This is a genomic window from Citromicrobium sp. JLT1363, assembly GCF_000186705.1.
GTDB lineage: Bacteria > Pseudomonadota > Alphaproteobacteria > Sphingomonadales > Sphingomonadaceae > Alteriqipengyuania.
The window spans coordinates 99,256-125,616 of record NZ_AEUE01000003.1 but is presented as its reverse complement, the minus strand read 5'-3'; the positions used below and the strand labels follow the sequence as shown (position 1 = coordinate 125,616).

General features: G+C 66.0%; 28 protein-coding genes and 1 other RNA gene. 16 read left to right on the top strand and 13 right to left on the bottom strand.

The window, feature by feature from the left end:
- Positions 1 to 2: 2 nt before the first annotated feature.
- Positions 3 to 977 carry a phosphoribosylglycinamide formyltransferase gene (gene purN / locus ADAD_RS0105130; RefSeq protein ID WP_010410570.1) on the top strand — a complete coding sequence of 325 codons (975 nt, stop codon included), beginning with the start codon at positions 3 to 5 and terminating at the stop codon, positions 975 to 977.
- A gap of 243 nt (positions 978 to 1,220) precedes the next feature.
- Here purN and ndk read toward each other — a convergent pair whose 3' ends face one another.
- From ndk to ADAD_RS0105105, 5 genes are all read right to left on the bottom strand, one after another.
- Positions 1,221 to 1,643 (bottom strand): nucleoside-diphosphate kinase, encoded by a 423-nt coding sequence (gene ndk / locus ADAD_RS0105125; protein WP_010410567.1) that lies wholly within the window; start codon positions 1,641 to 1,643, stop codon positions 1,221 to 1,223.
- A 147-nt stretch (positions 1,644 to 1,790) separates the two neighbouring features.
- Positions 1,791 to 2,222 carry a hypothetical protein gene (locus tag ADAD_RS0105120; protein ID WP_010410563.1) on the bottom strand — a complete coding sequence of 144 codons (432 nt, stop codon included), beginning with the start codon at positions 2,220 to 2,222 and terminating at the stop codon, positions 1,791 to 1,793.
- Positions 2,223 to 2,330: 108 nt separating this feature from the next.
- Complete coding sequence (locus ADAD_RS0105115) at positions 2,331 to 2,777, bottom strand: DNA polymerase III subunit chi (RefSeq protein ID WP_010410560.1); 447 nt, start codon at positions 2,775 to 2,777, stop codon at positions 2,331 to 2,333.
- Positions 2,774 to 2,926 (bottom strand): DUF2256 domain-containing protein, encoded by a 153-nt coding sequence (locus tag ADAD_RS16595; RefSeq protein ID WP_010410558.1) that lies wholly within the window; start codon positions 2,924 to 2,926, stop codon positions 2,774 to 2,776. The genes ADAD_RS0105115 and ADAD_RS16595 overlap by 4 nt, the downstream gene beginning before the upstream one ends.
- Positions 2,927 to 2,954: 28 nt before the next feature.
- Complete coding sequence (locus tag ADAD_RS0105105; protein ID WP_010410553.1) at positions 2,955 to 4,415, bottom strand: leucyl aminopeptidase; 1,461 nt, start codon at positions 4,413 to 4,415, stop codon at positions 2,955 to 2,957.
- 179 nt (positions 4,416 to 4,594) lie between these two features.
- On the opposite strand from ADAD_RS0105105, the gene ADAD_RS0105100 reads away from it, so the two are divergent.
- From ADAD_RS0105100 to rsmA, 4 genes are all read left to right on the top strand, one after another.
- Positions 4,595 to 6,883: an LPS-assembly protein LptD gene (locus tag ADAD_RS0105100; protein WP_237700774.1), complete on the top strand. Its 2,289-nt coding sequence runs from the start codon at positions 4,595 to 4,597 to the stop codon at positions 6,881 to 6,883.
- Between the two features lie 160 nt (positions 6,884 to 7,043).
- Positions 7,044 to 8,414, top strand: a complete 1,371-nt coding sequence (locus ADAD_RS0105095) for a peptidylprolyl isomerase (RefSeq protein WP_010410547.1) — start codon at positions 7,044 to 7,046, stop codon at positions 8,412 to 8,414.
- 19 nt (positions 8,415 to 8,433) lie between these two features.
- Entirely contained in the window at positions 8,434 to 9,456 is a 1,023-nt protein-coding gene (gene pdxA / locus ADAD_RS0105090; protein WP_010410544.1) for a 4-hydroxythreonine-4-phosphate dehydrogenase PdxA, read from the top strand.
- Positions 9,449 to 10,276, top strand: coding sequence for a 16S rRNA (adenine(1518)-N(6)/adenine(1519)-N(6))-dimethyltransferase RsmA (rsmA, locus tag ADAD_RS0105085; RefSeq protein ID WP_033193192.1), 828 nt, complete (start codon positions 9,449 to 9,451; stop codon positions 10,274 to 10,276). The genes pdxA and rsmA overlap by 8 nt, the downstream gene beginning before the upstream one ends.
- On the opposite strand, the gene ADAD_RS0105080 is transcribed toward rsmA, so the two are convergent.
- Positions 10,273 to 10,974, bottom strand: coding sequence for a D-Ala-D-Ala carboxypeptidase family metallohydrolase (locus ADAD_RS0105080; protein WP_158005185.1), 702 nt, complete (start codon positions 10,972 to 10,974; stop codon positions 10,273 to 10,275). The genes rsmA and ADAD_RS0105080 overlap by 4 nt on opposite strands.
- 69 nt (positions 10,975 to 11,043) lie before the next feature.
- On the opposite strand from ADAD_RS0105080, the gene ADAD_RS0105075 reads away from it, so the two are divergent.
- From ADAD_RS0105075 to ADAD_RS0105060, 4 genes are all read left to right on the top strand, one after another.
- Entirely contained in the window at positions 11,044 to 12,237 is a 1,194-nt protein-coding gene (locus ADAD_RS0105075) for a hydrolase (protein ID WP_010410535.1), read from the top strand.
- Positions 12,234 to 13,247 carry an arginine N-succinyltransferase gene (locus ADAD_RS0105070; RefSeq protein WP_010410532.1) on the top strand — a complete coding sequence of 338 codons (1,014 nt, stop codon included), beginning with the start codon at positions 12,234 to 12,236 and terminating at the stop codon, positions 13,245 to 13,247. The genes ADAD_RS0105075 and ADAD_RS0105070 overlap by 4 nt, the downstream gene beginning before the upstream one ends.
- A 119-nt stretch (positions 13,248 to 13,366) precedes the next feature.
- Positions 13,367 to 14,617 (top strand): N-succinylarginine dihydrolase, encoded by a 1,251-nt coding sequence (locus tag ADAD_RS0105065; protein ID WP_010410529.1) that lies wholly within the window; start codon positions 13,367 to 13,369, stop codon positions 14,615 to 14,617.
- A 123-nt stretch (positions 14,618 to 14,740) separates the two neighbouring features.
- Positions 14,741 to 14,968: a hypothetical protein gene (locus tag ADAD_RS0105060; protein ID WP_010410527.1), complete on the top strand. Its 228-nt coding sequence runs from the start codon at positions 14,741 to 14,743 to the stop codon at positions 14,966 to 14,968.
- 25 nt (positions 14,969 to 14,993) lie between these two features.
- Here ADAD_RS0105060 and ADAD_RS0105055 read toward each other — a convergent pair whose 3' ends face one another.
- The 3 genes from ADAD_RS0105055 to mscL form a co-directional block, all read right to left on the bottom strand.
- Positions 14,994 to 15,503 carry a hypothetical protein gene (locus tag ADAD_RS0105055; RefSeq protein WP_139020345.1) on the bottom strand — a complete coding sequence of 170 codons (510 nt, stop codon included), beginning with the start codon at positions 15,501 to 15,503 and terminating at the stop codon, positions 14,994 to 14,996.
- 104 nt (positions 15,504 to 15,607) lie between these two features.
- Positions 15,608 to 15,962, bottom strand: a transfer-messenger RNA (tmRNA) gene (gene ssrA, locus ADAD_RS16590).
- A 113-nt stretch (positions 15,963 to 16,075) separates the two neighbouring features.
- Positions 16,076 to 16,540: a large conductance mechanosensitive channel protein MscL gene (gene mscL / locus ADAD_RS0105050; RefSeq protein ID WP_010410522.1), complete on the bottom strand. Its 465-nt coding sequence runs from the start codon at positions 16,538 to 16,540 to the stop codon at positions 16,076 to 16,078.
- Positions 16,541 to 16,680: 140 nt separating this feature from the next.
- Here mscL and ADAD_RS0105045 point away from each other — a divergent pair, with 140 nt between their 5' ends.
- The 6 genes from ADAD_RS0105045 to ADAD_RS0105020 all read left to right on the top strand — a co-directional run bounded on the left by ADAD_RS0105045 (position 16,681) and on the right by ADAD_RS0105020 (position 20,812).
- Positions 16,681 to 17,352, top strand: coding sequence for a LemA family protein (locus ADAD_RS0105045; protein WP_010410519.1), 672 nt, complete (start codon positions 16,681 to 16,683; stop codon positions 17,350 to 17,352).
- Positions 17,349 to 17,876, top strand: a complete 528-nt coding sequence (locus ADAD_RS0105040; RefSeq protein WP_237700767.1) for a TPM domain-containing protein — start codon at positions 17,349 to 17,351, stop codon at positions 17,874 to 17,876. The genes ADAD_RS0105045 and ADAD_RS0105040 overlap by 4 nt, the downstream gene beginning before the upstream one ends.
- On the top strand, positions 17,873 to 18,697 hold the full coding sequence (locus ADAD_RS0105035) for a TPM domain-containing protein (RefSeq protein ID WP_010410513.1): 825 nt from the start codon (positions 17,873 to 17,875) through the stop codon (positions 18,695 to 18,697). Before ADAD_RS0105040 ends, ADAD_RS0105035 begins: the two co-directional genes overlap by 4 nt.
- Positions 18,697 to 19,368 carry a TPM domain-containing protein gene (locus tag ADAD_RS0105030; protein ID WP_010410510.1) on the top strand — a complete coding sequence of 224 codons (672 nt, stop codon included), beginning with the start codon at positions 18,697 to 18,699 and terminating at the stop codon, positions 19,366 to 19,368. Before ADAD_RS0105035 ends, ADAD_RS0105030 begins: the two co-directional genes overlap by 1 nt.
- A 128-nt stretch (positions 19,369 to 19,496) precedes the next feature.
- Positions 19,497 to 20,045, top strand: a complete 549-nt coding sequence (locus tag ADAD_RS0105025) for an NUDIX hydrolase (protein ID WP_010410507.1) — start codon at positions 19,497 to 19,499, stop codon at positions 20,043 to 20,045.
- On the top strand, positions 20,030 to 20,812 hold the full coding sequence (locus tag ADAD_RS0105020; protein WP_010410503.1) for an SDR family oxidoreductase: 783 nt from the start codon (positions 20,030 to 20,032) through the stop codon (positions 20,810 to 20,812). Before ADAD_RS0105025 ends, ADAD_RS0105020 begins: the two co-directional genes overlap by 16 nt.
- A gap of 73 nt (positions 20,813 to 20,885) precedes the next feature.
- Here the strand turns inward: ADAD_RS0105020 and ADAD_RS0105015 are convergent, their stop codons facing one another.
- Positions 20,886 to 21,101 (bottom strand): PspC domain-containing protein, encoded by a 216-nt coding sequence (locus ADAD_RS0105015; protein WP_010410499.1) that lies wholly within the window; start codon positions 21,099 to 21,101, stop codon positions 20,886 to 20,888.
- A 163-nt stretch (positions 21,102 to 21,264) separates the two neighbouring features.
- Positions 21,265 to 21,384 carry a hypothetical protein gene (locus ADAD_RS17075; RefSeq protein ID WP_010410495.1) on the bottom strand — a complete coding sequence of 40 codons (120 nt, stop codon included), beginning with the start codon at positions 21,382 to 21,384 and terminating at the stop codon, positions 21,265 to 21,267.
- Between the two features lie 243 nt (positions 21,385 to 21,627).
- On the opposite strand from ADAD_RS17075, the gene recF reads away from it, so the two are divergent.
- Positions 21,628 to 22,713 carry a DNA replication/repair protein RecF gene (gene recF, locus ADAD_RS0105000; RefSeq protein ID WP_010410489.1) on the top strand — a complete coding sequence of 362 codons (1,086 nt, stop codon included), beginning with the start codon at positions 21,628 to 21,630 and terminating at the stop codon, positions 22,711 to 22,713.
- 48 nt (positions 22,714 to 22,761) lie between these two features.
- On the opposite strand, the gene ADAD_RS0104995 is transcribed toward recF, so the two are convergent.
- Positions 22,762 to 23,220 carry a DUF805 domain-containing protein gene (locus tag ADAD_RS0104995; protein ID WP_010410486.1) on the bottom strand — a complete coding sequence of 153 codons (459 nt, stop codon included), beginning with the start codon at positions 23,218 to 23,220 and terminating at the stop codon, positions 22,762 to 22,764.
- Positions 23,221 to 23,428: 208 nt separating this feature from the next.
- Positions 23,429 to 26,107 carry a TonB-dependent receptor gene (locus ADAD_RS0104990; RefSeq protein WP_010410483.1) on the bottom strand — a complete coding sequence of 893 codons (2,679 nt, stop codon included), beginning with the start codon at positions 26,105 to 26,107 and terminating at the stop codon, positions 23,429 to 23,431.
- Positions 26,108 to 26,361 lie beyond the last annotated feature (254 nt).

Below are 26,361 nucleotides of genomic sequence, written 5' to 3'. Positions count from 1 at the left end.
TCATGAGCACTGACGTCGCTGCACCGCGCGCCAGGATCGCGGTGCTGATTTCGGGCGCCGGGACCAACATGGCCGCGCTGCTCTATGCCAGCAGGCAGGGCGCGCCGTTCGAGATCGTGCTGGTCGCCAGCAACGATCCGCACGCGGGCGGACTCGCCATCGCGGAGGCCGAAGGGATTGCCACCTTCGCATGCTCGCACAAGGGCATGGACCGCGCCGGGCACGACGCCGCGATGGATGCCGCGATCCGCGACAGCGGCGCGCAATTCGTGGCGCTGGCGGGCTACATGCGCGTGATCGGCGATGACTTCGTGAAGCGGTGGGAGGGCCGGATGCTCAACATCCACCCCTCGCTCCTGCCGAAATACAAGGGGCTGCAGACCCACGCCCGCGCGCTGGAGGCGGGCGACGAGATTGCGGGCGCATCCGTGCATCTGGTCAGTACCGAACTCGATGGGGGGGAGGTGCTTGGGCAGGCGCAGGTCGCGGTGATGGCGGGCGACACGCCCGAAACGCTGGCCCTTCGGGTGCAGGTGGCCGAGCATCAGCTCTACCCGCGCGTGCTGGCGGACTATGTCTCGCGGCCCTACGATGCCGACTGGCTGCTGCGCCGGGTGCGCGAACTGGCGCTGGCCCTGCCCGAGGCAGAGGAACAGGCCAGCCACGGCTCCCCCGCCTTCAAGATCGCGGGCAAGACCGGCAAGTTCTTCGCCCATTTCGCAGATCGCCACCACGGCGCGCACCAGATCGCGCTGCTCGCGAAAACAAGCGGGCAGGACGAACTGGCCAATCTGGTGGAGCGCGACCCCGAAGTGTTCTTCCGCCCCGCCTATTACCACGCGACCGGCTGGGTCGGCATCGCGCTCAATCGCCCGGACTGCGACTGGGACCAGGTGCAACACTGGCTGGAACGCTCATGGCGCAGCGTCGCGCCCAAGCGGCTGACGAGGCTGATCGATGCGGCGGAAGAGTTTTAGAGCGGACTTCAGGTAGCGGCCCGCCCAGCTTCGATGACCGAGTTCGAGGCGGAACCGGAAACATGGCGAAATGGTTCGCAGAACGGCACGAACGATCCAGGAGGCGGTTATCGTGACCTCAGCCGGAGGGCAACGCGCGCCGCCCTTTCCCGGCGATCACGCTTTGGATGCCTTCAACGACCAAGCAAAAAGGGCCCCGGATCGCTCCGGAGCCCTCTTTTTCCAACCGTTCGGTGAAGGTCTTTAGCCGACGATTTCGTCGTCGCTGAAGAAGAACGCGATTTCGGTTGCGGCGTTCTCGTCGCTGTCCGAACCGTGGACCGAGTTGGCTTCGATCGATTCGGCGAAGGCCTTGCGGATCGTGCCCTCTTCGGCGTCGGCCGGGTTGGTCGCGCCCATCACGTCGCGATTGCGCTTCACGGCGTCTTCGCCTTCGAGGACCTGCACGACCACGGGGCCGCTGGTCATGAAGTCGACCAGTTCGCCGTAGAACGGGCGTTCTGCGTGCACTTCGTAGAACTTCTTCGCCTGGTCTTCGGTCATCCGGATGCGCTTGGAAGCGACGACGCGCAGGCCTGCATCTTCCAGCATCTTGGTGACCGCGCCGGTCAGGTTGCGGCGGGTGGCGTCGGGCTTGATGATCGAAAAGGTGCGGGTAGCCGCCATGGTGTTGTTCCTTGCAAATTGTCGGGGGGAAAATGCGTTGCGCGCGCCCCTAGCAGCTTCCACGGGGCCTGCAAGATGCGGCGGCGTTGATGCAGGCTTCCCCGCATCCCATCCCACCGCCGTGTGCCCGGAGTCCGGCGGGGGCGCTCAGCCCCCACCGCTGATGGAGAGCGAGACTTCGGTGACATCCGCCGCCGTCTCGGTGTTCATCGAGAACGTGCGCCCGTCCGGCGCTTCAGCGGTCAGCAAACGGTCGCCATCGACCTTGAAGTCCATGTTGATCGCGAAGCCCGCGGTTTCGGCCTGCTCGCGATAGAAGTCCGCAATATCATCGGCTGGATCATCGCTTTCGAACGTGATGATCTGGCCCGATGCCTCGTCGGTCCCCATGCTCATGTCGCTGACGACTTGCGCGTCGGGATAGGGAGAGAACCCCTCGGGCCAGGATGCACTCTCGCCCTTGCGCTCCGCGATGGTGACCGTTTCACCATCCGGGGTCTTGAAAGTGGTCGTATCATCCTCGTTGCTGCCGCAGGCGGCGAGCAATCCAAGGAGGGCGGTGGCGGCAAGGGTGCGCATATCGAATCTCCTTCGCGGGCCGGCTAGCATTTCACTGCCCGCGCCGCCATTTCCTGCCCTCGCGTTTCCGGCACGATCCATCGCCCGGTCACGCGTTGCGAAAGCGCATCAGGCGACCTTCACCCAGCGCCCGTCCTTCTGTTCGAAGAAGCTGCGTTCGAGGCCGTCGGTCGCGCTCACCTCGCGCCAGGCGGTGCGCGCGGCGTCCCGCTGCTCGTCGCCGAACAGCAGGAACACGCGTTCGAAACGGTCACCCGACAAGGCTTCTGCGCGCCAGTGCCCATCGGCGAGGATGCAGGCGGTGGCCGCATTGGCGGGCACGCATGCCTGGCCGATCAGGATCGGCTGGTCCGCATCATGCACCCCGCCCGCCTGCCCGTTGGCGAGGAAGGCTTCGGGCCGCGCCTCCCACAAGGTGGCGGAGACCGATTCGCGCTGCGCGGCATCGCCGCTGACCACCAGCACGCGCCCGCCATCGGCCAGCACCCGCTCGGCAATCATCGCGACCACGCGTTCCGCCGGATCGCGGGAGAGGAGCCAGAAATCGACTTTCACGAGCCCGGACTAGCCGATTTGGCCGCCCGGCGGCACCGCTCCGAACAATATTTCACGGCATCCCAGTCGCGCTCCCACTTCTTGCGCCACACGAAGGGCAACCCGCAGGCCGCGCAGGTCTTGCTCGGCAGGTCGCCCTTCTTGCGCATGCGTCCCACGGGAAAATGCGCTCCGCGATCAGCCTTCCAGCACGTCGCGGACATACTGGTCGAGCAGGCGCACGCCATACCCGGTGGCACCCTTGCCCCAGGTTGCGCCCGGCTTGTTCGACCAAGCCATTCCCGCAATGTCGAGATGCGCCCACGGCGTGCCGTTCTTGATGAAACGCTTGAGGAACTGCGCGGCGGTGATCGATCCGGCCTCGCGCGGGCCGACGTTCTTCATGTCCGCGATCGGGCTGTCGATCAGCTTGTCGTAGGCCGGGCCGATCGGCATGCGCCACACCTTGTCGCCGCTGGTCGTACCGGCGGCCAGCAGACGCTCCGCCAGCGTGTCGTCGTTGGAGAACACGCCCGCCTGTTCGTTGCCGAGCGAGATCAGCATCGCGCCGGTCAGCGTGGCGAGGTCGATCACGGCGGCAGGCTTGTACTCTTCCTGCGCCCAGTGGAGGGCGTCGGCCAGCACCAGCCGCCCTTCGGCGTCGGTATTGATGACTTCCACCGTCTGCCCGCTCATCGTGGTGACGACATCGCCGGGGCGCTGGGCATTGCCGTCGGGCATGTTCTCCACCAGGCCGCACACGCCGATCACGTTGGCCTTCGCCTTGCGCCGGGCGAGCGCGACCATCGCGCCGGCCACCGCGCCGGCGCCGCCCATGTCCCACTTCATGTCTTCCATGCCCGCGCCCGGCTTGATCGAGATGCCGCCCGAATCGAAGGTCACGCCCTTGCCCACGAACAGCGTCGGCTTGTCGTCCGTCTTGCCGCCGTTCCAGCGCATGGCGAGGATGCGCGAGGGGCGCGAGGACCCCTGCCCCACGCCCAGCAGCGCGCCCATGCCGAGCTTTTCCATCTCCGCATCGTCGAGCACGGTGATCTCGATCCCGGTGCCGTCGAGCGCCTTGCGGCAGCGCTCCACGAAGCTTTCGGGGTAGAGGATATTGGCGGGCAGCGTGACGAGTTCCTTGGTGAACTCCACCCCGTCGGCAAGCGCGCTCTCGCGTTCCCACGCGCTATCGGTGCCGTCGGGCGCGCCGACCGTGACGACCGCCTTGAGGGAGACCTTCTCCGCATCCTTCTGGGTGGTGCGGTATTCGTCCCACCGCCAGGCGCGCAGCCGCAGGCCCAGCAGTACCGCCGCCGCATCCTCTGCCGAAAGATCGCTGCCCGAAAGATCCAGCGCGATGCTGCTTTCGCCAGAGGTCAGGAACTTCGCGGCCAGCGCGGCACCTGCCTTTTCGAGATTGGCGCGCCGGTCCTTCGCGCCCGGTTCGCCCGCGCCTGCCAGCGCCACGCGCACGACCTTGCCGCCGCGCTCCACGAAGCCTTCGACCAGCTGGCCCGCCGAGCCCTTGAACCGGCCGCGCTTCGCACCTTCGGCGAGCACGGGTTCGATCCCGTCGGGCATGGCGCCCTTGTTTGCGATGCTGGCGACCAGGGCGGCGTCGGCAGGAAGGCTGTCGGCGAAGGTGAATTGCATGATGTGGAGGATCCTTCGGAAATTTCTGTGCGGGCGAAAGCTGCATGCTGCGGCGCCCCGCTGCCGGGGCGCGTGGCAGCCATGAACATTTGCAGTCACAGGCCCCGCTAAGCGCGATTGCGATTACGGGGGCTGAGTGCAATAGGCAAGCGATGCGCCCGAAGGATCGTTCCGCCCCGATGTCAGCATCGCATCGCACCTTTCTGCTCGGCGGCGTTGGCCTGGCCACGCTCGCGTCGCTCGCCCTGGCGGCCCCGGCCAGCGCGCAGGACCAGGCCGAATCCGACCAGCAGGATGACGGCGTGGAAGAGGCGGTCGCCGACTATATCGACGGCGCCAATCCGCCCCCGCCCGGCGGCGAGCGCGAGATCGGATTCGAGGCCGACACGCTCGAATATGATTCGGAACAGGACATCATCTTCGCGCGCGGCAGCGTGCTGCTGCGCGATGGCGACCGGTCCGTGCGGGCGGACGAGGTTCGCTGGAACCGCCCCGCCGGCAGGATCGATGCGAGTGGCAACGTACGCTACGTGGATGGCGACGGAAACCAGCTCTACGCCAGCCAGCTGGAGCTGTCCGACAAGTTCGAAACCGGCGCGCTGAGCGACCTGCTGCTGGTGCTGCGCGAAGGCGGGCGGCTGGCGGCCGAAAGCGGGGAGCGGACCGACGACGGGCGGATCGCGCTGGTGCGCGGCGCCTATTCCGGCTGTGCCGTCACCACCCCGGAAGGCTGCCCAAAGCGCCCGAGCTGGAAGATCACTGCCGAGCGCGTCGTCTACGATCCCGATGCCAGCCGGGTGCGGTTCGAAGGCGGATATTTCTCGCTGTTCGGCCAGCGCATCCTGCCGCTTCCCACGCTGGAACTGCGCACCGATGGAGGGCCCAGTTCCGGGCTGCTGGTCCCCAGTCTGAGCATATCGCGCTCCAACGGCGTGGAGCTGAGCGGAGACTATTACTGGCGTCTGGCGGAAAATCGCGACCTGAAGCTGGGTGCGCACATCTTCACCGAAGCCGCGCCGATGGCGACTGCCACCTACCGCGAACTTTCGGACAAGGGCGCGTTTCAGGCCACCGGCTATCTGACGCGCAGCCGCCGCATCAATCCCTTCACGCAGACCCCACGTGGCACGCAGGATTTCCGCGGCTACCTGGCAATCAACGGCCGCTACCAGTTCGACGAGAACTGGAGCTTCACCGGGGCGACCCGGGTCACGAGCGACCGGACCTTCCTGCGCCGCTACGACATCAGCCGGGACGACCGCCTGCGCACCGTCGCCGAGCTGGAGCGGATCGACGACGACAGCTATTTCGTGGTCGCCGGCTTCGCCACGCAGACCCTTCGGCTCGACCAGAAGCAGGGCGAAGTGCCGATCGCGCTGCCGCTGATCGACTATCGCCACCGGATCAAGGACCCGCTGCTGGGCGGCACGATCACGCTGCGCGGCAATTCGCTGGCCGTCACGCGCAGCGACGGGCAGGATACGCAGCGCGCTCTCGCCAGTGCGCAGTGGCAGTTGCGCCGCGTGACGCCCCTGGGCCAGGTCGTGGAACTGACCGCGCTGGCGCGCGGCGATGTCTACCATACGCAAAACACCGCGCTGACCAGCGTGGCCAGCTATCGCGGCGAGGAAGGCTGGCAGGGCCGCACCCTGGGGCTTGCCGCAATGGACGTTTCATGGCCCCTTGTCGGGCCGCTTTTCGGGGGATCGCAGGTCCTCACCCCGCGGGTCCAGATCGTGGGCACCCTGCCCATCCGCAATACCGACATCCCGAACGAGGATTCGCGCGCGATCGACCTGGAGGATGTGAACCTGTTCTCGCTCAACCGCTTCCCCGGAGACGACCGGTTCGAAGACGGCACGCGGATCACCTACGGGGTCGACTGGGAACTGACCAAGCCCGACTGGCGGGTTTCCGCCAATATCGGCCAGTCCTACCGCCTCGACGACAAGCAGATCATCTTTCCCGACGGCACCGGCCTGTCCGACAGGTTCTCCGACATCGTCGGGCGGACGCGCGTGCGCTACAAGGATTTCGTTTCCCTCACCTACCGCTTCCGGCTCGACAAGGACAACCTCACCGCCCGGCGGACGGAAATCGACGCGACGGTCGGCAACCGGCGGACCTATGCCGAAATCGGTTATCTGCGGCTGGATCGGAACATCCCTCTCCTCAACGAGGATCTCGGCGACCGTGAGGAACTGCGCGCCGCGGGCCGCGTGGCCTTTGCCGATTACTGGTCGCTGTTCGGCTCGGCAGTGGTCAACATGACCAACCGCGACGAGGACCCGACCCTGCAGGCCGACGGATTCGAACCGATCCGCACGCGTCTGGGCATTGCCTACCAGGACGATTGCATCGATCTGGGCATCACCTGGCGGCGCGACTTCGTGACGCAGGGCGATGCGTTGCGCGGCAATACCATCGAACTGACGTTCCGCCTGCTCAACCTCGGATTCAGCGGATAACCGCGCAGCATGCCGCCCCGGCCAGCCGCATTGGCATGAAAGGCCAGACACGCTAGGGGCAGCAACCGGACTCAGCGCAGGTTCAGCCTCCCCGACCCAAAGGCAGGGATGGCGCGAATACTGCGCTCCTTCGAATAATTGCGAAAGACAGGCGTTCTACGTGACCGACAGCATCTTCTCGAAAATCCTCAGCACCACCGCCGCACTCGCGATGGCGCTGCTGCCGGTGGCCGCCCAGGCCCAGCAGACCGCCCAGCAGGGCGGGCAGGAGGCGGGCGCCGCCACCAATCCATTCGGGTTCCCGGCCGACATCGTGATGTTCGAACAGCAGGACCCCAACGTGCGCACGGCCACCGCGAAGGTGAACGGCGCGGTGATTACGGGCACGGACATCAACCAGCGCGTTGCGCTGGTGCTTGCCGCTTCGGAGCGCGACGGTCTTCCACCCGAGGAAATGAACGCCCTGCGCATGCAGGTGCTGCGCAATCTCATCGACGAAACCCTGCAGATCCAGGCCGCGGCCGCGCAGGACATGGCCGTTTCCCAGGAACAGGTCGAACAGCGCTACGAAGCGCTCGCCCGGCAGAACTTCAGCCAGAACCCGGCGCAGATGGACGCCTACCTGATCGGCGTTGGCTCCTCCCCCGCCGCGCTCAAGCGCCAGATCGAGGGCGAGCTTGCCTGGAACAATCTGCTGCGCCGCAACGTCGCCCCCTTCATCAACGTGTCGTCCGAAGAGGTGAACGACACGATGGAGCGGCTCAAGACATCGCGCGGGCAGGAAGAATACCGGATCGCCGAAATCTATCTGTCCGCCACCCCGGAAACCTCCGAGGCGGTCAGCCAGAACGCCGCCCGCATCATCGGGCAGATCCGTGAAGGCGGCAGCTTCCAGGCCTATGCCCGCCAGTTCTCCGAATCGACCACCGCCGCGGTCGGCGGGGATCTGGGCTTCGTTCGCCTTGCGACCCTGCCCGAGGAAATGGCCGAGGTGGCGCGTGACCTGCAGCCTGGCCAGATCGTCGGCCCCGTGCCGATCCCCGGCGGCTTCGTCATCATGCTGCTGCTCGACAAGCGCCAGGTGCTCACCGCCGATCCGCGCGATGCGACGCTCAGCCTGAAGCAGATCGCGATCGACTTCCCGGAGGGCATCACCCAGGATCAGGCCGCCGCCAAGGTGGAGGAATTCGCCAATGCGGTCGGGACGATCCGCGGCTGCGGCGATGCCGCGCGCGTGGCCCAGACGGTCAACGCGACCGTGGTCGACAACAACGCGATTGCCGTGCGCGACCTTCCCGAACAGCTGCAGGGTTCGCTGCTGCAGCTGCAGGTGGGCCAGTCGACGCCGCCCTTCGGCTCGCTGGAAGACGGCGTGCGCGTGCTGCTGCTGTGTGGCCGCGACGATCCGCAGATGGCGAACGAGCCCGATTTCGACCAGATCATGGACCGGATCGAGCAGGAACGGATCAGCAAGCGCGCCCAGCGCTTCCTGCGCGACCTGCGCACCGACGCCCTGATAGAGTATAACTGAGGCGGTGCCAGAACCGGCAATGGCCCCGCTTGCGCTGGCCGTTACCATCGGCGATCCGGCGGGTGTCGGGCCGGAACTGATCGTCGAGGCCTGGGCCCGCCGCAAGGAGCGGCGGCTGCCGCCCTTCTTCGTGGTCCACGGTCGCGAAGTGCTGCTGGCGGCAGCTCAGGCCCGCGGGATCGACATTCGGGTCGAACCGATTGCCAGGCGCGATCAAGCCGCGCGCGTCTTCCCCGATGCGCTGCCCGTCTATGGCGATCTCGATGCAGACTACACGCCTGGCGCCCCCAGCCGCGACGGCGCGAAACTGGCGCTCGAATCGCTGGGCGATGCCGCACAGATGACGGTGGACGGATACGCCGGAGGGCTGGTCACCGCGCCGATTTCCAAGTCCCGGCTGGTAGAGGTGGGCTTCGCGCACCCGGGCCAGACCGAATATGTCTCGATAGCTTGCGGGTTCAACGCCGGTGCCGGCACCATGATGCTGGCCGGCCCGCGTCTGCGGGTGGTCCCGGTGACGGTGCACATCGCGCTGGAAGACGTACCCGGCAGAATCACACAGGATGCGATCCTGGGTGCCGCGATGGCCACCGTACCGGCCCTGCGACGCGATTTTGGAATAGCGCGCCCCCGCATCGCGGTGGCCGGGCTCAACCCCCATGCAGGCGAGGACGGCCGCTTCGGCAACCAGGAAGCGGAGATCATCGCCCCCGCCATCCAGACGCTGTGCGGAGCCGGAATGGATGTGCGCGGCCCCTTCCCCGCCGACGGCCTGTTCTCCCCGCCCGCGCTGGCCACCTTCGATGCCGCGCTGTGCATGTACCACGATCAGGCGCTGATCCCGTTCAAGGCGCTCGACTTCGAGGATGGCGTGAACGTGACGATAGGCCTGCCGATCGTCCGCACGTCGCCCGATCACGGAACGGCGTTCGGCATTGCGGGGACGGGCGCGGCCAGCGCAGGGCCGACCATCGCGGCAATCCGGCTGGCGGGCGAGATCATGACGCGGCGCAGCCTGCCCCCCGGAGCCGCTCGTGGGTGACGGCCTTCCGCCCTTGCGCGAAGTGATCGCGGCGCACGGCCTCAGCGCGTCCAAATCGCTCGGCCAGAATTTTCTGTTCGACGAGCAGCTGCTCAATCGCATCGCCGCCATCCCCGGCGACCTTTCGGACCGAAACGTGCTCGAAGTCGGCCCCGGTCCCGGCGGGCTCACGCGCGCGTTGCTGCGTGCGGGGGCGCAGGTGACGGCCATCGAGATGGACCGCCGCTGCCTGCCCGCGCTGGCCGAACTGGGCGACGCCTTCCCTGGCCGGCTGACCGTGATCGAGGGCGATGCGCTCAAGATGGATCACGACGCGCTGTTCGATGGAGCGCCCTACGCGATCCTTTCCAACCTGCCGTACAACGTCGGTACCGCGCTGTTCACGCGCTGGATGGGGGGCGAGGCATGGCCGCCGAACTGGACCAGCCTGACGCTGATGTTCCAGCAGGAGGTCGCGCAGCGGATCGTCGCACAGCCCGGCAGCAGCGCCTACGGACGGCTCGCGGTTCTCGCGCAGTGGCGCGGCATCGCAAGGCTGGCGATGAAGGTCCACCGCAGCGCCTTCACCCCGCCGCCCAAGGTGATGAGCGCCATCGTCCACGTGCAGCCCGCCGCAATGCCCGAAGGCGTGTCGGCGGCGAAGCTGGAGGCCGTCACCGCCGCTGCCTTCGGCCAGCGGCGCAAGATGCTGCGCCAGAGCCTGAAGGGCGTTGCGGGTGCGCCCGATGCGCTGGAAACCCTGGGCATCGACCCGCAACGGCGCGCCGAAACGCTCTCCATCGACGAATTCGTTGCCATCGCCCGCGCGCTGACGCGTTAGTCGAAGCGACCGCAGGGGCTACTTGCCGAAGTATAGCTGCGGCCCCAGGTGCGATAGCCCTCGCCATCAATGTGGAAGCGACCGCCCGAGTAGTCGCCTTCCGCAAGATCGTAGTAGGCCCCCAACCCCATGCGGCTCGATGGCCCGGCATCATCGTGCATCGCACATAACTCACGGTACAGGCCTTCGCCCCGCCTGCGCGGCGCGGTCACCAGATCGAGCGCGGAAAATTCGAGGTGGTTGGATCGCCCGGCCCCGCCCGCACAGCTGTTGAGCGCACTGCTGCGATAGGACGAAAGCACCTCCACGGGGCCTAACGTCGGGATCACTTCCTCACGCAACAGTCTGAGCGCAGGCAACACTTTGGGCCATAGGTCTTCGGGCGGAATCAGGAACGGCTCCGCGTCGCATTCGCGCGCCACAAAGCCGTCTATTCTGGCAAGCTGCCATGGCTCCACGACCTCGGCGACGCCCTCTTCGGCAAGGAACCTCTCGAACTGGGCGAAAGCCCGCGCGCGGCTTTCGTCCTGCGCAAGCCACGCGTCGAAGGCGGGTTTCGACGTGCTGCCAACGCCGGAGACGGGGATCGGAATGGTCACCTGGCGAACCAGCGCATCTCGGTTCTGCCAGGCGATCGCAAGCACCAGTCCCATGGCGCCCAGCAGCAGGATTCGCCCTATAACTCCGCTATTCGTCATGCCGCCCCTGATCCGGTGCCGGGCCTGCGATTGCAAGGCCCGCCGTGGCAGACTAGACCCGCGCCGCATATGGACAATGAAACGATCGACAGCATCGATGGCGAGGCCATGTGCGAACAGGCACTGCGCTGGTCCGCGATCAACAGCGGCACCGGCCACCTCGAAGGCCTGGCGAAGATGGCGAGCGAGCTGAGCGAGGCTTTTTCCGCCCTGCCCGGGGAGGTCGAACTGGTCGATCCAGCGCCGGTCACCGCCATCGACGGCGATGGGCGCGAGGTCGAGGTGGCGAATGGCAGGCACCTGATCTGCCGCGTTCGCCCCGACGCGCAGCGCCGCCTGATCCTGACCGGACACATGGACACCGTCTTCTCGCCCGATCATCCCTTCCAGCAGAACACCTGGCTGGACGATCATACGGTCAACGGACCGGGCACCGCCGACATGAAGGGCGGCATCGCGGTGATGCTGCATGCGCTGATGGCGGTCGAGCGCAGCGGGCGCGGCGAAATGCTTGGCTACGACGTGCTCATCAACGCGGATGAGGAGACCGGTTCGCTTTCCTCCGCCCCGCTGATCGAACAGCTGGCGCAGGGCAAATACGCGGCCCTGACGTACGAACCAGCCGCCACGCCGGAGGGCACGCTGGCCCATGCGCGCGGCGGAAGCGGCAATTATGCGCTGACCATCAAGGGGCTTGCCGCGCATGCAGGGCGTAACCCGCAGGACGGGCGCAACGCGGTGCTCGCGGCCTCGGACATCGCGCTGCGGCTGGAGGCGCTGCAGCAGGAGGATATCTCGATCAACCCGGCCAGGATCGAAGGCGGGTCGGCCAACAATGTCGTGCCCGACCATGCCGTTCTGCGGTTCAACATCCGCCCCAAGGCGCCCGACGCAGCCGAACGCTTCGCGCAGCAGCTGACCGGGGTGATCGGCGCGGTGCAGCAGTCGCGCGAGGTGGAGATTGCGGTGCACGGGGGCATATCCCGCCCGCCCAAGCCGGTCGATCGCAAGGCGCAGGCGCTGTTCGATCTGGTGCGCGATTGCGGGGCGCAGCTGGGACAGGATATCGACTGGAAATCGACCGGCGGCGTGTGCGACGGCAACAATATCGCGGCCACCGGCGTGCCCGTTGTCGACACGATGGGCGTGCGTGGCGGCAAGATCCACTCGGCGGACGAGTTCATGATCGTGCCCAGCCTGAAGGAACGCGCCGCGCTTTCCGCCCTTGTCATCAGCCGCCTGGCCGAAGGAAACCTGGCATGAGCTTCGTGATCCGCCCCTCGCGCGAGGACGACCTCGAGCATCTGTACGAAATGGCCAAGCTGACCGGTGGCGGGTTCACCAACCTGCCTGCCGACCGCGATGCGCTGGCGGGCAAGCTGGCGACATCGGCCAAGGCCTTTGCCAACAAAGGCGACGAGCTGGTCGACGAGACCTTCGTGCTCGTGCTGGAAAATACCGAAACCGGCGCGGTACGCGGCACCTGCCAGCTGATGACGCAGGTCGGCCAGCGCTGGCCGTTCTATTCCTACCGCCTCAACACGCTGACGCAGTATTCCAAGGAGCTCGACCGCACGGTGCGGGCCGAAATGCTCAACCTCGTCACCGATCTGGAAGGGTGCAGCGAAGTCGGCGGGCTGTTTCTTCATCCCAACGAGCGTGCGGGCGGCCTCGGCCTGCTGCTCGCGCGCAGCCGCTACCTGTTCATCGCGATGCACCGCGCGCGTTTTGCCGAACGGGTGATCGCGGAACTGCGCGGGATCATCGACGATCGCGGCGGCTCGCCCTTCTGGGACGGGGTTGCGGGCCGCTTCTTCGGGATGAGCTTCCAGGAAGCGGACTATTTCAACGCCATCAACGGCAACCAGTTCATCGCTGACCTGATGCCCAAGCACCCGGTCTATGTCGCCATGCTGGACGACGACGCGCGCGAGGTCATCGGCCTGCCCCACCCCACGGGGCGTGCGGCGATGCGGATGCTAGAGAAGGAAGGCTTCCGGTTCGAGAATTACGTCGACATCTTCGACGGCGGCCCGACCATGCTAGCGCGAACCGACGATGTGGTGAGCGTGGCGGATGCGGAGCCGCGTACGCTCGATACGGTCGACGGGGAGGCAGGGGAACGGGCGCTGCTGGCGAGCGGCACGCTCACCGATTTCCGCTGCTGCTACGGCAGGCGCACTGTCGAAGGCGAGGAGATCGCCATCGACGATGCCGGGGCCCAGGCGCTGGGCGTCGGCAAGGGCGATACCGTATGGAGCGTGACCAGATAACTCAGTTTGACCGAACCCGTTCGGGCCGAGCCTGTCGAAGCCCTGCCATTTCCTTTCGGGGAGCGGGTCCCAAAGCGAAGAACAGCCCTTTCACAAGCTCAGGGCGAGCGGAGTTCTGAATGAAGCTCACAGAAATCAATTTCGACGGTATCATCGGCCCCTCGCACAATTACGCAGGGCTCAGCCTCGGCAATATCGCCAGCGCGAGCCATGGCGGGCAGACCAGTCACCCGCGCGAGGCGGCGCTGCAGGGCCTCGCAAAGATGCGGGGCAATATGGCGCGCGGCCTGCCGCAGGGCTTCCTGCTGCCGCTGCCGCGTCCGAACGGCGTGCTTTCCGACGCGCTGTCGCTCGACGAGACCGCCGACCCCGCGCTGCGCGCCGCGCCTTGGTCGGCCTCTGCGATGTGGACCGCCAACGCGGCGACCGTTTCTCCTGCCCCCGACACGCGCGACGGGCGCTGCCACCTGACGCCCGCCAACCTCATCACCATGCTCCACCGCGCGCAGGAATGGCAGGACACCAAGGCGCAGCTGGACATCGCCTTTGGCAACGCGCAGCACTTCGCGGTGCACGATGCAGTGCCGCCCGCTTTCGGAGACGAGGGCGCGGCGAACCACATGCGGCTCTGCGAGAGCCACGGTGAACCGGGCGTCGAAGTGTTCGTCTATGGCCGCCCCGGCGGAAAATTCCCCGCGCGCCAGCACGAACAGGCGAGCCGGGCAGTGGCACGCAAGCATGGCCTCGATCCCGCGCGCGCGCTGTTCGTCGAACAGAACCCCGAAGCGATCGAGGCGGGGGCTTTTCACAACGACGTGGTCGCGGTGGCCAACGAGCGCGTGCTGTTCACCCACGCGCGCGCCTTTGCCGATCCGCAGGGCGCTTATGGCGCGATGCGCGAGGCCTTCCCCGCGCTCGAACTGGTCGAAGTGCCCGAGAGCGCGGTGAGTCTGGAAGAGGCGATCCGCACCTACCTGTTCAACGCGCAGCTCGTTACCCTGCCCGACGGCACGATGGCGCTGATCGTCCCGAGCGAATGCCGCGAGAGCGAGAGCGTGTGGCGCTTCTGCGAAGAAATGACCGCCGGCAACGGCCCGATCCGGCAGGTTATCCCGGTCGACGTGCGCCAGTCCATGGCCAATGGCGGCGGCCCCGCCTGCCTGCGCCTCCGCGTGGTCGCAGACCCCGCCACGGTCGATGCGCGCTTCCTGCTGGACGAGGCGAAGGCGGAGCGGATCGAGGCGGTGATCGCGAAGCACTGGCCGGAAAGCATCGAACCGGCCCAGCTTGGGACACAAGCGCTGACGCAGGAGGTGCAGACCGCGCGAAACGCGCTTCTCGAGGCGCTCGATCTCTCCGAATTGGGTTAACGCGCTGGCCACCATGTCGGGCAGGCTTACACTGGCCCGCACGTTAACTTTACCGACTCGCGGCAATGCTCGGTTGGCATGCTGTTTGCGACGGAAAGTTGCCACGCGCGTTAAGGATGATGGATGCTTCGCAAAATCTCACGCCTGTTCGTGATCAAGACCCGGTTCGAGGCGTTTCTGATCATCTATGCGCTGGCGCTGGGCGCGACGAGCCGCGGTGCGAACTACCTCACGCAATATCCCGGCTGGGGCGGCAAGCTGCTGTTCCTCGCCTGCACCGGCGCGGTGTTCATGGCGGGCGCGAAGATCCTCGACTGCCTGAAATTCGAGCGGGCAGCGCGCGAGGGATAAGCCGCCGCGAGCGTTTCCGCCTGGATCAATAGTCCTCGCCGCGAGCGACAGCAGCCAGGCACGAGGACATCTGCCCCGCCGCGGCCCGCCGTGATTCGTGGACTGGAATCGTCAGGAACTGCTCTCCATCCAGACTGAAGGTGATGCGGTCGGCCTGCGAAAAATAGCGCAGGAACCGATCCGTGAGGCCCTTGTCCGTTCGCCCGTCGGCGGCAGTGACCAGCTTGTACCCGACGAGGCCTTCGCCGGTATATCCTTCGGCATAGTACCGGGCGATCCGCTCGCCCTGGTCCGGCCCTGCGAAGAAGGCGACCCTGAAGTTTTCCTTTTCAGGCCCGAAAGGTCTCGGATTGTCGGCGGGTATGACGATGCTGACCTTGCCATCCGGCCACATGCGCAATTCGAACAGGGTCTTCCCGTTCACGATGCGCCGGGCCGCGCAGATCCCGTAGTCCGTATAATCGTTGACGGTCCAGCTGACAGCCTGATCCGACTGGGCCGAGGCGGCGGCGGCAAGAACAATCGCAGAAAGCATGGTCATCCCCCTGTTCAGGCCAGGCTGACGGAGGAATACGATCATTTCAAGCTGGGAAAGGTGGGAAAGGTGGGGGATTCTGTTGCTAGGCTCCCCCGGGCCCCCGGTATCCGTTCTGTTGCCCGGTCGGTCCAACCGCGCTTTAGCTTTGTAAATTCAGGGCGTTAGCCCGTCAAATTACGCAGCGAGAGCGAGTGCTTCGTTATCGTTGGCACTTGTGAAAAGAGCTTTTTACGGAGTGCTCATTCCGGGCAAAAACGATGCCTTTCAACGCATGTCGATCCTGGTTCGGCCCCATCAGGAAGCCCGCCCCTCTCGCTATCGGGACCGGGCCTTTTGGTGGAGCCGCCGGGTACTGCCCCCGGGTCCATTGCGTCTATTATACACCGCAGTTTATCACCATAGCCGGTCGAAACCGGCACCGACCCATATAGGCGTTTGCAGCTTAATGTGAAGTGGATGGGACCGGGATTTTCCGATCCTCGTCACCCCCGCGCAGGCGGGGGTCCCGCTGTTTCAGCAACAGGCAGAAGCGGGATCCCCGCCTTCGCGGGGATGACGGGAGGGACGCTCTAGCCCCGCTCCGCCTTCAGTTCCGCCAGAATCTTCTTGAGCACATCCAGCTGCGGATCGGTCGGCACCTCGTCGCTTTTCGAGCTGTCCTCCACCTCGGCCTGCTTGCGCTGCATTTCCTCGGTCACGCGGTTGACGCCGCGCACCAGTACGAACAGCGCGAAGGCGACGATCAGGAAGTTGATAATCGCGGTGATCAGCGCGCCGTAGCCGATCATCGCCACACCCGCCTCTTTCAGCTGCGCGTAATTGTCGAGCGCGCCCTCGTAGCCCTCGGGCACCTCGCCCAGCAGCAGGAACCAGTTGGAAAAGTCGATATCGCCGAACAACCAGCCGATCAGCGGCATCAGCACAGCATCGGTCAGCTGGGTGACGATCCCGCTGAACGCCGCGCCGATCACCACGCCGACCGCCAGATCGATCACATTGCCGCGCGCGATGAACTTTTTGAATTCCTTGAACATGCGCAAAAGCCCCTTCTTGCCAGTTATCCCGCGCCGATTGGCACAGCGCCCATGGCGAGACAATCTGCACCACGAATCCTTGCGCGCACCCGCCCGTGTTGTATATTGGCAATACACCAGTTTTCCGGAGAGATAATTCGATGGCGTTCCGCAATTTCGTCCGTTCGATCCTGCTCGCGCTCGGCCTTGTCGCGCTGTCGGGCTGCGGCATCAACTCGGTCCCCACCGCAGAGGAAGAGGCCAAGGCCCGCTGGGCCGATGTGCAGAGCGCCTACCAGCGCCGCGCGGACCTGGTCCCCAATCTGGTCAACACCGTGCGCGCCGCCGCGTCTTCCGAAGAAGCGATCCTGACGCAGGTGATCGAAGCGCGCGCCAGCGCCACGCAGACCCAGCTGACCACCGACGATCTGAGCGATCCGGCCGCAATCCAGCGTTTCGATCAGGCGCAAGGCCAGCTCGGCAGCGCGCTGTCGCGCCTGCTCGTCACGGTGGAGCGCTATCCCGAACTGCAGAGCCAGGCGCGTTTCGCAGACCTGATGACCCAGCTCGAAGGCACGGAAAACCGCATCGAAGTGGCGCGCAACCGCTACAACGAGGCGGTGCAGAACTATAACACCACCATCCGCACCTTCCCCGCCACCATCGCCGCGAATGTGATCTACGGCGCGGAACGGATGGAACCCTTCCAGGCCGAAGCGGGCAGCGAAGTCGCGCCGGAAGTCAATTTCGACGACATGGGCACGGGCAGCGCCACGGCCCCTGCGAACGACAATTCGGCAGACAACCAGGCCGCGACCGGCACCGACAATTGATCGCAAGGCGCTCCCCCGCCTGCCTCGCCGCCCTTCTGCCGTTGCTGCTGGCCGCCTGTTCGCTGGAGAGCGCGGCGACGCCGTTGGCGCAGCGGCCCGAGGGCCCGGTGCTGGACGAGGCCGATATCTTCGCGCCCGCCGCCGAAGCCGCGCTGGACCAGGACCTGACCGAATACTGGCGTGCGTCGGGCGTAGCACTGGTGGTTGTCACCGATGCCTCGCTCGACGGCCAGACGATCGAACACGTGGCGAACGAGACGTTCGAGGAATGGGGCATCGGCGACGAGACAACGCAGTGCGGTCTGCTCGTCCTGGTGGCGCCCGCAGAGCGCAGCGTGCGGATCGAAGTGGGCTACGGACTGGAAAACGATGTCAGCGATGTTCGGGCCAAGCGCATTATCGAGAATGCGATGATCCCGCTCTATCGTGCTGGCGACCTTGCCGGGGGCACGCTCGCCGGGGTCGAGGAACTCAAGCGCGCCGCCCCCCATCCCCCGCAATGCCGTGAAGGTGCCCCGACGTGACCCTGATTAGAACCCTGATCGTTCTCGCCATCGCGCTGCTGGCGCTTCCGGCAGCGGCGCAGGAGCTGCCGCCGCGCCCGGACGGACCGGTCTACGACGGCGCGAACATGATCGACGATGCGGTCGAAGCGCAGCTCGACGAGCGACTGCGTGCCTATAACCGGGAAACGGGCCGTTCGGTGATCGTGGCGACCGTGCCCAGCCTCGATGGCGAGACGGTGGAAGGCTACGCGGTCGAACTCTACGAAACCTGGGGGATCGGCGGCGAGGATACCGACGAGGGCGCTCTGCTGCTGGTTGCGCAGGAGGAGCGCAAGATCCGCATCGAGGTCGGCTACGGCTCCACCCCTACGCTGACCGATGCGGCATCGGGCCGGATCATCCGCAACACGATCACCCCTGCCTTCAAGCAGGACGACTATACCGGCGGGATCGTCGCGGGCGTCGCACAGATGATCGAAGCGCTGGACATGGACCCGGCCACCGCCCGCGCGATCGAGGAGGCGGAGGCTGCCGCGCGTGCAGAGGAAAGCGAAATCAGCGGCGCGACCGTGATCGGTGCAGCGGTATGGATCGGGCTAATTCTCCTGTTCGCGCTGGTCTTTGGGCGCGGCAAGAAGGGCCGCAGGCGCCGGCGCTACGGCGCGGGCGACGCGGTGGGCGATGTGCTGCTGTGGTCCGCTATCGGCTCCATGCTCAATGACGGTGACGGCGGCGGCTGGGGCGGCGGAGGTGGCGGCTTCGGCGGTGGCGGAGGCGGCGGTTTCGGCGGCTTCGGCGGCGGCATGTCCGGCGGCGGCGGTGCGAGCGGAGGCTGGTGATGCAGATTACCCAAACCGATCACAAGCTCGTGACGGACGCGGTCGCGGCGGCGGAGCTCACCACTTCGGGCGAAATCGTCACGGTCGTGGCGAACGAAAGCGACGGCTATACCGACGTTGCCCTCGCATTTTCCGCGCTGGTTGCCTTTACCGGCCTCGTGCTGCTGGCGTTCTTCCCCGATCCGGTGCTGAGCCTGTTCGATGCGCTGTCCGGCGGGTGGAACACCGAGTGGACGCCATCAGGCCTGTTCGGCCTCGCCGGCGGGATCGGCATCGCGCTGTTCCTGCTGACCTTCGCGCTCACGCTGATCCCGGCGGTGCGCTTCGCCATCCTGCCCGGCAAGGTGCGGACGCTGCGCGTGGAAGACGCCGCGGTCCGCCACTTCAAGGTCGGCGCGGAACGCCGCACGCATGGGCGCACCGGCGTGCTGATCTTCGTGAGCCTGCGCGAACACCGCGCGCAGATCATTGCCGATTCCGCGATTGCGGAGCAGGTCCCGCCAGAGGTGTGGGGCGATGCGATGGTCGACATGCTGCGCGAGATCAAGGCGGGCCGGCTGGGCGCAGGCATCGCGGCGGGCGTGCGCGATGTGGGCGAAATCCTCAGCCCCCATTTCCCGCGTGCGGACGACGACGAGAACGAACTGCCCGACCGGCTGATCCAGCTGTGACGGTATCGCCCGCACCCACTTGACCCGCTCGCCCTGAGCCTGTCGAAGGGCCGCACTTTCTTTTTCGGCCGCGTCTGAAAAAGCAGGACGACGCTTCGACAAGCTCAGCATGAGCGGAACTGGGACCGATGAATCAAGACGAACCCGAAGTGATCCGCTGGCAGGGCAAGTTCATCACCGCCAAGCAGCGTGGCCGCTGGGAATATGCCAGCCGCTCGCGCGGCATCCGCGCCGCAGCGATCCTCGCGATCGATGACGGGCACGTCATCCTGGTGGAACAGTACCGCGTGCCGCTGGGGCGCCCCTGCCTCGAAATCCCGGCGGGCCTCGTCGGAGACGATGACGGGGCGAGCGACGAGAGCGCGATCACCGCCGCGCACCGGGAGCTGGAAGAGGAAACCGGCTACAGGGCCGAGACGATCACCGATCTCGGCATGTTTTTCTCCAGCCCGGGCATGGTCTCCGAAGGCTTCTCGCTGCTGCGGGCCGAAGGGCTGACCAGGGTCGGCGAAGGCGGCGGGACCGAGGGCGAAGACATCACCGTCCATCGCGTGGCGCTGAAACATCTCGCACAATTCGTAGAAGCGAAGCGCGCGGCGGGCGTCGGCATCGACGTGCGCATCGCCATGATATTGATGACACAAAAGATCGGAGAGAACGGATGGCTGGACGGGTAACGGGCAAGCTGGCCCTGGTAACGGGCGCGGCGCAGGGCCTGGGCGCGCAGGCGGCGCTCACGCTGGCGCGCGAGGGCGCGCGGGTGCTGTGCACCGACATCAACGGCGAGGGGGCCGATGCGAGCGCGGCGGCGATCAACGAGGAATGCGGCGCGGACACCGCCTTCGGCATGGCGCATGACGTGACGCAGCCCGATCAGTGGGATGCCGCGATCGACATGGCCGAAGACAAGCTGGGCGGGCTCAGCGTGCTGGTCAACAACGCGGGCGTCGGCGTGCGCGGCAATATCGAGACCTGCACGCTGGAAGACTGGCGCGCGGGCTTTGCAATCAATGTCGATGGCCCCTTCCTGGGCTGCCAGAAGGCGTTGCGGCTGCTGAAGGACAACCAGCCCGGGTCGATCGTCAACATCAGTTCCATCGCGGGCCTGATCGCGAGCGATACGATGCCCGGCTACAATGCGAGCAAGGCGGCGGTATGGATGCTGACCAAGTCGGTCGCGCTCTACTGTTCGAAGATGGGCTGGAATATCCGCTGCAACTCGGTCCACCCGACCTTCGTCGATACGCCCATTCTGGACGGGATCGGCAAGAATGCCGGGATCGAGAAGGATGTGGTGATGGGCAAGCTGGCGCGGCAGATCCCGCTCGGGCGGGTCGGCAAGCCGCAGGAAATCGCCAATGGCGTGCTGTTCCTCGCCAGTGACGAGAGCAGCTTCATGACCGCGGCGGAGCTGAAGCTGGACGGCGGGATTTCCGCGATGTGAGGAAGGTCTGGTACGGGGGCGATCCGTGTCGCCCCCGACCGGGGATTGTGGCCGGAGGGGGCCTCCGGCCGGGTCAGTCTGCGATGGCCCAGATGATCAGGTACAGCAGGATCGGCGTGCCGGTCAGGAAGACGGTCGTCAGCACTGCGGCCAGGCGGATCAGCGTCACGTCCCATCCCGTGTAGTCGGCGATGCCGGAGCATACGCCGGCCAGCATGGCGCGGCTCTTGCCGAGGCGGAACTGGCGGGTCGGCTGCCCGCCGGGGCGGTTCTCGTCGAGCTGGCTCATGCGACCATCCCGGCGGTGTCGACCATCACGGGCGCGATGGCGAAGGCAAAGGCGAGGCCGGTGAAAGCGAGAGCTCCGGTACCGGCGATCAGCTGACGAACGAACGAAGACATGGTGGGATAATCCTTTCTGTGCGTGATTGATGGAAGGTCGGCGATTGCGATCAGGCGATCACGAGGCCGTTGGGGCTGGCAGGAACGATCGCAGTGGCCATGAAGACGGCCGAAACGCCCAGGGCGAAAACGGCTGCGAAGAGGCGGGTGCGGATGTCGGTGGTGGTCATGTTTGGGTCTCCATTTAACTCTCCGGGGGACCATCCCGCCGGATACCGGATACTTTGCAGGACCCGTGCCAGTTTGAGAAAACGGGAGATTTCCGGGCTTTCCGAAGGTCGCGCCTTCGCCTGATCTGTTCACCAATCCGAAAGCTTGGGAATTTTCACCAAGTGTTGGATTACGCCCACCGGCCCGCCGGGCTGGCGCGTGACAGGTTGCCGCGCTAGGCGCCGGACAAAGGCCTCTTACCAATGGCGCTCGACCGCATCTCGATCACCAATTTCCGCAACCATGCTGCCACCGCGCTGGACGATACCGCGCGGTTCAACCTGCTTGTGGGCGCCAATGGCGCGGGCAAGACGAACGTGCTCGAAGCGCTTTCGCTGCTGGCACCCGGCCGCGGGCTGCGGCGTGCCAGGCTGCCGGACATGGCGCGGATCGGCGGCCCGGGCGGCTTCGCCATCGGCGCAAGGCTGCACCCGGCGGACGGCGCGGAGCCGGTGCCGCTGGGCACGATGATCGATCCCGCACAGCCCACCCGGCGGCGGGTGCGGGTCAACGGGGCCGAGGCAAGCGCGCTCGGCCTGTCCGAATGGCTCTCGGTCCGCTGGCTGACCCCGGCGATGGACGGCCTGTTCACCGACAGCGCCGGGGCACGGCGGCGCTTTCTCGACCGGCTGGTGCTGGCCATCAGCCCCGCCCACGCGACGCTTTCAAACCGCTACGAGACCGCGCTGCGCAACCGCAACCGCCTGCTGGCGGACGAGGTGGAGCCCGATCCGCGCTGGCTGGATGCCCTCGAAGCGCAGCTGGCGGAGCACGGCGCACAGCTTGCCGCCAATCGCCGTCTGCTGGTGGAGCGGCTCAACGCCGCACTGCTGGCGGAAACCGACACCCCCTTCCCGCGCCCCTCGCTCGCGCTCGAACCGGTCGGCCCCGAAGAGCAGGAGGCGCTGGCCCGCGCGCTACGCGACAACCGGCCGACAGACCGGCGCGCAGGCCGCACCCTTATCGGGCCGCACCGGGTGGAACTGGCGGTTACGCTGGCAGACAAGGGCGTGCCCGCAGCCACCGCCTCCACCGGGGAGCAGAAGGCGATGCTGATCGCCATCGTGCTGGCACATGGGGCCATCGCAGCGAAAGGCCGCGCGGGCGTGCTGCTGATGGACGAGGTTGCCGCCCATCTCGACCCGGACAGGCGCGCGGCGCTGTTCGCGCGGCTGGCCGCCAATGGCGAGCAGGTGTGGATGACGGGCACGGAGCGCGCCCCGTTCGACGCGATCCTTGCCCAGGCCGCGGTGTGGGACGTGTCGGGCGGCGCCTTGCAGCGGCTATAGGAGGCCCCGCATCGCTCCGCCACGGCAGAGCAACGCGGGCGCCCGGCCTTATTCGAAGGTCTCGGCGGTCACGCCTTCCTTGGGGCTCGGCCCGTACTTGTTCGGCCCCGGCGTGCCCGGCAGCGCCATCACCACAATGAAGGCGATGGTGGCGACGAACCCGATCAGCGGGATCACGCTGAGCACGATGAAGCCCAGGAACCACCATCCGGTCATCTCGCGGTCGTGAAGGCGACGCACCGATACTGCGATGCTCGGGATCAGAATGACCAGCCACCAGACCACCAGCAGAATGCCGACGCCGCTCAACATACTGGCGTACATGGCGCCGATGTCGTTCGGATCGGCCGCTTGGATCTGGCCGAGCGTGCTGCCGGTGCCGAAGGTGATGAGGCCCAGCACGGAAAACACGATCACGTTCAGGAGCGAAAACATCCAGAATTCGAGTCTGCGCGAACGGCCCTGAAAATCGAAATACCGCTTCAGCGGCAAGATCATCCATTCCATCGGAAAAGCACCCCCTCGGTTATCCGTCGCAGGCCCGCTGGCCTCGCCCGGCGCTGCGGCAGGAAGCCACAGGTTTCAGGCCGTCGCAAGCGCTTTGCGCGGCTCTGCCCCCCCATGTGGCGTCGGCTTTGCCGAAAATGATCGGCCCGCGCACGAAAAAGGGGGCCCGCGAAGGCCCCCTTTCCCTGTTTCGCAATGATCGAAGCGATCAGAACTTGAACCGCACCGTGCCGCCATAGGTGCGCGGCGCGTTGGGATAGCCCGAAACCGAACCTTCCTGCGCCACGCTGTCGAACACGGTCAGGATATAGCGTTCGTTGAAGGCGTTGCGGACAAAGCCGGTGACTTCGAGGCCGTTCGCCAGCGCCAGCGTGAGCGAGGCGTTCACGAGGTTCACTTCGCGCCGGAAGATCTCCGAATTGCCGAGCCGTGCATTGTAGGTCGGCAGGCCATTGTTCACTTCCACGTTGCTTTCGTGGCTGTAATCGACACGGCCGATCAGCGAATTGCCGCTCGCGCCGAAATCGTGGGTGTAGGTGGCCGACGTGGCAATCGAGAACTCGGGAATGCCGCCCGGGCGCTCCCCCGTCAGATTGCCGACCACCGAACCGACGAACTCGTCGTAGGTCGCGTCGAGATAGGTCAGCGCGAAGGTGAACGCCAGCGGATCGGCCGGGGTGATCACCGTATCGAACTCGAAGCCACGGGTCGACTGCTCCCCGGCGTTGAGCAGGGTGAACCCGGTGCCGGTGAACAGGAACGACTGGAAGTTCTCGATCGTCTGGTCGAACAGAGCGAGGTTGAACGAAATGCCCGGGTAATTGCCCTTCAGGCCGAGTTCGTAGACCTTCGCGTCTTCAGGCGAGGCAAAGCGCGTTCCGGTGGTCAGGTTCGTGACGTCTTCGCCGGCATCGCGGATCGGCGAGGATGGCGAAAGGAACCGGCTTCCGGCAACCACCGCCCGCACGCCCGCCGGAACGGTCGCGGGGATGTAGTCGCCCAGAACCGGACGGCTGTCGCGCGAAAGGTTCACCGAGCTGGCCTTGAAGCCGGTCGCATAGGTGAAATAGGTGTTCAGTTCCGGCGTGAGCTCGAACGAGGCCCGCAGCGTGTAGCTGAAATTGTCGTCCCGCGTCCTGCCGGGTTCCACCGCGTTCGGAATCTCGAGGAACGGCGGGAGGAACTGCAGGGCTGCCAGACCCAGCAGCGGGTTACACACGGCGGGGTTGTTCACCCCGGCCGGGCACGGCGTCACAGCCAGCTGGCCGATCGCCTGCTGCTGCGCCGCGGGCAGCGCCGCGAAGTTCGCGGCCGAGCCTGCCGCGCCGATGATGTAGGCATCCGCGAGGTTGATGTTCGCCAGCGGGTCGAGCGACTGCTGCGAAAGCGCGAAGTCCTTTTTGTCGTCGGTGTAGTTGAACCCGGCGGTCAGAGTCAGCCGGTCATCGAGGAGCGTGATGTCCGCCGTACCGAAGATCGACCAGCTTTCGTTGCTGAGCGAGAAGTTCTCGATCGTGCTCGGCCCCGGGGCGAAGATCGAGCCGTTCGGAAGGCCCAGCTGGCCTTCGGCGAAGGCCAGCGTGCCAGGCGTCGGCACTGCGGCGCCGCCCAGCGCGCTCGCCAGCAGATCGAAGAACAGGCGCGAATCCTGCCCGTTGATGATGCTGCTGGCCTGGGTGATGTCTTCGTTGAAATAGAAACCGCCGAGCAGGAAGTTCAGCGGACCGTCGAAGTTCGAGGTCAGGCGGAATTCCTGCGTGAAGGTTTCAACGTCCTGGTCGCGAATTTCGCGGATGAAGTCGAGACCGGTGAAGTCGACGTCCTGATCCTGGAAGTTGTGCAGTTCGCGATAGGCGGTGATCGACGTCAGGTTGAGCGCACCCAGCTCAAGGTCCGCCTGCACCGAACCGCCATAGCTTTCCACCTCGTTGACGGGCAGGAAGTTCAGGTAGGTGGTGTCGCTGAAGAAATCGTTGGTTACGATGTCGCCGCCTGCCAGCCGCACCAGCGGCGTGGTCGGCCCGGCAACCAGGTTGTTCACCTGGCAGCACAGCTCGTCGATCTTCGAATAGTCGCCGATGGCGCGCACCCGCAGCGGGCCATTGTTGTCGAACAGCAGCTGGCCGCGCACATTCCAGCGGTCACGGTCGTTGATGTCCTCGCCCGAATTGAGCTCGGTCACGTAGCCGTCACGCTTGTTGATGCCGCCGTCTATCGAGAAGGCAACGCTGTCGGTAATCGGGCCGGTAATGTCGCCCTTGAACACCATCTGGTCGTAGTTGCCGTAAGTCGCGCTGACCGAACCGCCGAATTCGAACTGCGGCTCGCGCGTGAGGACAGAGATAACGCCCGCGCTGGCATTCTTGCCGAACAAAGTGGATTGCGGCCCGCGCAGGACCTCGATGCGGTTGACGTTCGCAAGGTCGCCGATGGCGCCCGCCGAGCGCGAACGGAACACACCGTCGATGAAGACGCCGACCGAAGGCTCGATCCCGAAATTGTTGTCGCCGTTGCCGAAGCCGCGGATGATGAAGGTGGTCGTGGCCGAGTTCTGCAGCTGGCTGACGCGGAGCGACGGGCTGACCGTCTGCACGTCGATAAGGTCGCGGATTTCGGCGCGTTCCAGCGTCTCGCCGGTGGTCACGCTGACCGAAACGGGCGCTTCCTGCAGCGTCTGCTCGCGCTTGGTCGCGGTCACGACGATGACATTATTGCCGCCAAGAGCGCGTTCCAGCTCCTGCTGGGTCTCTACATCTTCGCCGTCGATGGAGACGCCGGCGGGCGCATTGTCCTGCGCGTGGGCCGCTGCCGGAAGGGCCAGCGCGGCAACGCCGGCGTAAAGTGCGTAACGCGAAGTTCCGGCGAAGCCGGGCAGCGAATAAGCCATCGGGTGCATCCTCTCAAGTCATTACGATCCGCGCACTCTTTGCGCTTAATGTGAGAGTAATAAAGCGCGTCCCGGCACTGCTCAACCGCGAAAATGCCGGATTCGTGAGGCATTGGTCCGATATGTGACCAAAACGGCACATCCCGACGCATGCCGTAGCGGAATGATACGGGTCTGCGCGCATTTCTGATGTGTTGCAGCGCAGCAGGCTGGCGGCTAAGGCGCACCGGCAACGCCCGTGAACAACGCATGGG